Annotated in this window: 7 protein-coding genes and 1 pseudogene; 3 read left to right on the top strand and 5 right to left on the bottom strand. The window is 45.2% G+C overall.

Annotated elements, in window-relative coordinates; genetic code table 11:
• Positions 1 to 106 precede the first annotated feature (106 nt).
• Positions 107 to 787 (top strand): iron-siderophore ABC transporter substrate-binding protein, encoded by a 681-nt coding sequence (locus ACKFKH_RS29565; protein ID WP_446861953.1) that lies wholly within the window; start codon positions 107 to 109, stop codon positions 785 to 787.
• Between the two features lie 150 nt (positions 788 to 937).
• Here the strand turns inward: ACKFKH_RS29565 and ACKFKH_RS29560 are convergent.
• A pseudogene (locus ACKFKH_RS29560) lies at positions 938 to 1003 on the bottom strand (DUF4351 domain-containing protein); the annotation flags it as partial.
• Here ACKFKH_RS29560 and ACKFKH_RS29555 point away from each other — a divergent pair.
• Positions 994 to 1281, top strand: coding sequence for a hypothetical protein (locus ACKFKH_RS29555; protein ID WP_446861952.1), 288 nt, complete (start codon positions 994 to 996; stop codon positions 1279 to 1281). The pseudogene ACKFKH_RS29560 and the gene ACKFKH_RS29555 overlap by 10 nt on opposite strands.
• On the opposite strand, the gene ACKFKH_RS29550 is transcribed toward ACKFKH_RS29555, so the two are convergent.
• Positions 1260 to 1487 carry a hypothetical protein gene (locus ACKFKH_RS29550; protein WP_446861951.1) on the bottom strand — a complete coding sequence of 76 codons (228 nt, stop codon included), beginning with the start codon at positions 1485 to 1487 and terminating at the stop codon, positions 1260 to 1262. The two genes, ACKFKH_RS29555 and ACKFKH_RS29550, sit on opposite strands and share 22 nt — an antisense overlap.
• 37 nt (positions 1488 to 1524) lie before the next feature.
• A complete protein-coding gene (locus ACKFKH_RS29545) occupies positions 1525 to 3189 on the bottom strand; it encodes a mechanosensitive ion channel (RefSeq protein ID WP_446861950.1) in 1665 nt (554 codons plus the stop codon).
• A 431-nt stretch (positions 3190 to 3620) separates the two neighbouring features.
• Here ACKFKH_RS29545 and ACKFKH_RS29540 point away from each other — a divergent pair, with 431 nt between their 5' ends.
• Complete coding sequence (locus ACKFKH_RS29540) at positions 3621 to 4076, top strand: SRPBCC family protein (protein ID WP_446861949.1); 456 nt, start codon at positions 3621 to 3623, stop codon at positions 4074 to 4076.
• A gap of 11 nt (positions 4077 to 4087) precedes the next feature.
• Here the strand turns inward: ACKFKH_RS29540 and ACKFKH_RS29535 are convergent, their stop codons facing one another.
• Complete coding sequence (locus ACKFKH_RS29535; RefSeq protein WP_446861948.1) at positions 4088 to 4909, bottom strand: SirB1 family protein; 822 nt, start codon at positions 4907 to 4909, stop codon at positions 4088 to 4090.
• 55 nt (positions 4910 to 4964) lie between these two features.
• Positions 4965 to 6506 (bottom strand): FAD-dependent oxidoreductase, encoded by a 1542-nt coding sequence (locus ACKFKH_RS29530; RefSeq protein WP_446861947.1) that lies wholly within the window; start codon positions 6504 to 6506, stop codon positions 4965 to 4967.
• Positions 6507 to 6517: the final 11 nt, after the last annotated feature.

Here is a 6517-nt window from a genome sequence, read left to right as displayed (position 1 = left end):
AAACTTCGTTTTACCCTCTTTTTTTAACGCAATTTAATTTCTGGATACATCTATTAAGCCCATTGGCTTTACATCTTACAACGAAGGAAGACAAACTCTTCTAGGGGTGTCTTTCGATGAGGTTTCAGGATCAAGTGATGTTGGTGACGCATTTCAACCTTCATTAGAGAAGATTCTACTCCTTAAACCAGATTTAATTTTGGATGGAGACTCTAATAAGAACTATCAAAGATACAAGTTGTTATCAGCAATTGCACCAACTGTTTTAGTACCTACTCCTAACCTGGAGACTGTAAAGAAAAATCTTCAGTATATTGCCCAAATAGTTGGTCAAGAAGAGAAGGCAAAGGAAGTTCTTGTTCAATATCAAAAGCGTATTAAGGAGTTGCAAGAGCATCTAGGAGACCAATTACAGCAAACTGAGGTTTCCGTCATTATCTATGGAGATAGTTTTATTGGAGGACTTCTTGACAAACGCGGTATCGGTGTAGCGACTCAAGTTCTAACTGATATTGGTCTCCGCCAGAACCTCACAATGCACGATAGTTTTAACCTCAGTATTGAAACAATTGATGAATTTGATGCTGATGTTCTATTTATTGCTGACGCTCATGTTGACAAGAAAACACCAGATTTTTATTTCCAAAATTCCTTAATTAACAGTTTAGAGGCAGTCAAAAATGGTCGAGTCTACATTGTTGATCAAGAAGCTTGGCGAGTACAGGGTATGTCAGGAGCGAATAAGATATTAGATGACCTCGAAAAATACCTTGTTAATACGCCCTAGTAAGAAACTATCACCTATACGAGCGATCAACATTGGTACAGAGATCGCACCCCTGCGATGCCCCTTCCACAAGCTTCGTTGATCGTGCTTCACCTGAACAGAGATCGCGCTTTGTTGTCGATCGCTTAATGACTTAGTGCGATCGCTCCTCTAATTTTGTTCTATCAGCCAAGCTTCTAAATCTGCAACACTGGAAAAATCAAGTAATGCTTCCCCTAATGATTCGAGTTGATCTACCGATAATGCCGAAACGCGATCGCATTCGCACCACCACCAAAAATCCCATCCTCAGATTTCTATTTGTCGCGTTAGCCTTTATTCTGGTGAATTTGTGGGTCTATTTGCTCTGGTGTTTCATCTCTCACGCAAGACTAGGCGGGCAGAGGGTTTTTCAGACTTTGTTTCCCCTCAAAACCATGCTGAACTTCCTCGCTCACGCGGTGGAACGACGATTTCCCTTGATTACAGCCATTTATTTGCCTGTTTCGGGTTGACTTTGCGATCTACTGAGGTTACTTTGCCACTCTGAGAAGAAGGTCGGGTCATCCAGCACTTGACGCAGATTAAACTGATCTTCAACCTCACTGAGCGTTGGTTCATTTGCCTGGACGATCTGAGTCATAAAAGGCAATGCGGAATAGGCTCCAACTATAAAAGTTTCGGGTGAGCGGCGATCGTGATCACAAAAAAAGTGCGTCACCTGAGCAACGCACTGAATGTTTAACGTCGAGAGAGTTCTAACCTTTGAAATCTTTGAGCCAGTCGCGAAGCTGGTCGGCCGCTACATCTCTTCCACCCAGGCCAAAGGCGAGAGCAATCGCAACGGCGATCGCGCCCAACAACAGTCCAAACGCCAGATTCACAATATTAGGGGCAATCCCTGCTTGTTGAAGTGCCATCGCTGCCACCAGTGCAATGATTGCGATTCGAGCCGTCTGACCCAAAAACTTTGATTGACGACTTCCCGAACTAGTAATCAGGCTGTAAGCCAAGTTCGCCAAATACAAGCCCACCGCGAACACCGCCAACCCAACTAGAAGGCGACCAAAAATCGCCAGCAGCCCCGTAATGATCAGCGTCAAGGCAGGTAGATTGAGAACATCTGCCGCCGGAACGGTTGCGAAGAGCAAAATACCCACCAGCACGACCACACCCGCAATTTCAGAAGGCGTGCGCGTAGACGACGGAGTATCCGACGCTTGAAGCAGCGTTTCACCCGTCTGAAACTCAGTGTCATACTCGGTCGGGGGAACTTGAGGCGTATGGGGAGCCGCTTGCAGCCCTAACCAGTAAAAGACGTTGTTGAAACCAACACTGGCGAGAATGTTGCTTACCAAATCGGCAACAAACTTTCCGATCACATAGGCGATGGCTAGAATGATTGCTGCGGTAAAAATCTGCGGGATGGCGCTGAGAATTTGATTCAACATCGCCGTTGCGGGCCCAGAGATCGCGGGGATCTGTAAGGCATCTAAGGCAGCCGTAGCCGTTGGGATCAGAATTAAGACATAGACAATCGTGCCAATTAGCCAGGATAGCGATTGTCCGCCTCCAGTTCGGCTGAGACCGAGTTTTGCGCCAACCTGATCCGTTCCAGTAGCTGAGAGCAGATTGGTAACGATGCCCCTGACCACTCGTGCCACAAACCAGCCCACCACACCAATCAGAACCGCTTTGAGAATATTTGGGAGGGCACCCAGAATATCATTCAGCAAATTTTGAACAGGCTGAAGCGGCCCCTGCAAATCGAGAACGCCCAAAATTAGCGGCAAGAAAAACAGAAACACAAACCAGTAAAGCGCATTTCCCAGCGTTTCACTCAGCAAAAAGGGACTGGGGGCTAGTGGGTCAGCATCGTTCTGTTCGGCAATGCGCTCATCTAGTGAGAAAGACTGTGCTGTGCGAACTGCGATCGCCTTGGCCAGCGTTGCCACCACCCAAGCCACTCCAATCAAAATCGCGGCCGATCCTAGGCGAGGCAAGAACGCAAAAATCTGGTTGAGGAAATTGTTGAGCGGCTGAGAAACCGTGGTCAGGTTGAGCGCATTCAGGGCAGCGACGACTGCCAATATCATAATGATCCAGAAGGCGATCGCGGCTCCGATTTGTTCGGTGTTAACTGCGCTGCGAGTCCGTCCACCAGAAACCCACCCCGCCAGACGATTGTCTAAATCTGTTTTTTTGAGCAGATTGCGAACCACACTGGAAACAATGCCCGCTACCAGCCAGCCAATCAGCAAAATTGCCAGCGCCCCCAACAACTGGAGGACAATGTTCATCAGATTGCTTTGTTGGAGATAGGGGATCGGCGAGAAATCAGTACCAGCTTGTGCCAAAACGCGATCGGGCATCCACGTTTGCACCCCAGTTAGCTGACCAAGACTGTGCCAAATTTCGTTCATGGTTGTCTAGTTAACCTCATTTATTTAATCAAGCAAGACGCGCAATTCACTTCATCAATGAAACATGCGTCTAGAATCAGGTCGGAAAGCGGTCAGTACTATGTATAAATCAGCTTACGTGTTCCTATCTAGAGCGCGTAGAGTCAGCAACCTGCGACTAGAGAAAAGTACGGTTGCCTCATCAGATTACTGGTAACTCCCTAAACTGAAAAGACTTCAGAAATACTATTTTGAAGTTTTGGTAAATTACCATAAAGTTTTAGAAGAGTTCACAGCATTCAAATCTTTAGAGCAGCGGTAGATATCCTTAGCTTTGTGAGAATTGAATGTCACAAGCACTGCATAACATCGCAGGTTCCTACCGACTAATCTTCGTTCTAAAGAGATATTTTTTAAAATTCACTAGTTAGTTTCTTTGACCACCAGTTAACATGTCATCCCAAATCTTTGAGCAATCGATTCAAATTAATGCGAGTGCGATCGTGGTTGAGCGCTGTATTACTGATCAAGTTTTGATGCACCGTTGGCTTAATCCCGCTCTGCGATGCGAACCTGTGGGCGATTGGTCTACCGATTTGGGCAGCCGCAGCCGATTTGTGATTCAGGTTCCGGTTTTGCAGCCAACGCTTAAGAGTGTGGTAGTTGAGCGAGAGCCAGGGCTTGTTGTTTGGGAGTTTCAGGGTTTTTTTAAGGGGCGCGATCGCTGGGAGTGTAAGCCAGAAGCGCGAGGCACTCGTTTGGTAAATCGGTTTGAATTTGAGATTCCAAATCCGATCGTCCGCTTTGGGTTTGATACTTTTGCCGCTAAGTTGACGCGAGAAGATATGCAGGCTCAACTGCGACGGCTCAAGCGAGTGGCTGAGGAAGTTTATCAAAGTGTAAGCTAGGATGCTGAAAATTATCGGTTACTCATCCGATTTAATAGTTGCTGAATCACATCGCGATCGTCAGCTTTCGGCATCATTTCTAAATACAGTTCTAAATCTTGTCGAGCCTCAATCCAGCGGTTGGTACGAAAGTAGAGAATGCCACGATCGCGCAGTTCTAGAGCCGCGTTGGGAAACAGTAAAAGGATACGTTCGATCGCAGCTAAGGCAGATTCAATTTGATTTTTATTAAGATAAATTGCTTTGAGATTAGTCAACATTCGGGCTAAAAGCTGTCGATTACTAACGGTTTCTAAAAACTGAGGCTGCATCTCAACAGGCTGACCAAAAAGTTGACTTAAGCGGTCTTGACAGTCTTGAGGAAATAGAATTTCGCCTTGAGTAAACGGATCTACAAAGACTTCCATTTCTTCTTGATCAGGGCGAATCAGAAAATGTCCGGGCATCCCAATTCCCACCATTGGAAAATCGATTCTTTGAGCGATCGCTAGATAAACAACAGATAAAGTGATTGGAATCCCTGTGCGGCGATCGAGTACATCATTCAAGAAACTGTTGCGGGGATCATAATAGTCTGTTGTGTTGCCGACAAACTTTAGCTCATCAAACAGATAGCGATTGATGGTTTGCAGGGTTTTGAGCGGATAAGGTTCCAACGGAAGGCGTTTACGAATTTCTTCAGCAATGTCATCTAATCGGGTGAGATAGCGATCGACCTCTAAAGTTGGATATTCTTCTTGTGCGATATGAAGGGCTGCTTTTTCCAGAATAATATGTTCATCGGGTTGACGCACTTCTTGATAAAACTGTTGGCGAGCGAGGGAAAATTCCATTGTTTCAGCGGGAGGTTCTCTTTCTAGATTATCAACTTCTATCTATGAGAAAAAGCTATTTTTTATAATCTTTTCCGGAGCCATATTTCCAGGCTTGAATCCAACGATTCCAATAATATTGTTGAATTGGTAATAAATTCTTTGTCCAGGGTGTCAAAGTTTTGCCAAACGGATAAAGCAATGAATAGGTTGCCAGACTACCGAAGTGTTTGACCCAATCCAATAATGTCAAAATACCGACTTGTGGAATGATTTTAAGCACCAGTTTGGGATGAGAAAGTCCTGTCTTCATTAAGGTTTGAAGTAGGGGAATAAACTGGACAACATCTTGTAGAAAAGGTTTGAGAACGGGATCTCCTAACTGCTGCATTTCTTGAAAGACGATCGCCAGCAATTCATTAATTTGATTGGGTTCAATCTTTTGGTCAACGCCTACGCTCATCGCTCGCTGAAAGAGCCAGGTTACTGTGAGATTTGGCTGATAGGGCTGTAGAGGGGCCAACCCATCTCGATGCAAAACATCAGTTTCCAACGCTTCATGAATCCCTTCTGTCAAACGTTTTAGATGGCGCACCATTGCCCCAAATCCTCCAAAACTCAGGGGAGATTGACTGCCGCTACTATCGCCAACAGGCAGAATACGATCCCATTTTGGCTTGAGGGGACTGTCACGATAGCAGGGAAAAAGTCCGAATAAAACGCGCTCAAATTGAAGCTGAGAGAGTTTAATCTTTTGGTATTCAGGTAATAGGCGAAAGTACTCTTCAAACAGCGCTTCTAAAGAGATGCGATCGACTTCTGCATCCAAATAAGTAAACAGATAAGTTGTTCGACCGTCTCTAGCCGGAAAAGCTTCCCAAAAATATTGGCACTGATTTTGTATCGGTGTAAATGACACAATTAAATCACCCGACTTATTTTCAGGAAATCCTTTTGCACAACTGCCTACAACTAAACAGACTGCATCTGGTTTTTTGCCTTGTCTAGCTTGCCGCACGATCGGCGAAAAATGCCCCATCGCATCTAACATTAATCGGGCAGTAAATTCTTTTTGAATAGAAACGCCATTGGGATGCACAGTGACTTCTTGAAAGGGCGTATTTTCAAATAGCTTCCCACCTGAATTGCAAAATTTTTGTTTTAGGGTTTCTAGTAAGAAAACGGGATCGACTCCGTTGTTGAGCACATCTTTAGCAAAGACTTCAGAACCCCCTGAAAAGCTAACTCGAACGGGGTTAAATTGAGTAGCGATCGCGCTCTCTAATTCTTCTTCAGTCAGCAAACCTAACTCAACAAATACCTGAAGTTCTTGACGAGAAATATTCCATTCCTGCTCTCGTCCTCGCAAAATTCCCCGCTCTAATAAGGCAACTCGCCACCCTTTTTGAACCAGCGCCGCTCCGATCAAAATTCCTAATGTGCCGCCGCAGATAATGACATCATAATCAAGCGTTTCTAACCAAACACCACTCTCTTGAACCACCTGAGAAACAGCTAATCGATCTTCTCGAAGAGAACGCCACAATTCATCGGTGCGCCTCAATCCACTCAAGACATCGCCTGCAAGTTGCGAGAGAATTTGTTCGGTAAGAGTCATGGAAATTTAGT

Source organism: Phormidesmis sp. 146-20, assembly GCF_052939475.1.
This window is presented reverse-complemented; position numbering and strand designations above follow the sequence as displayed.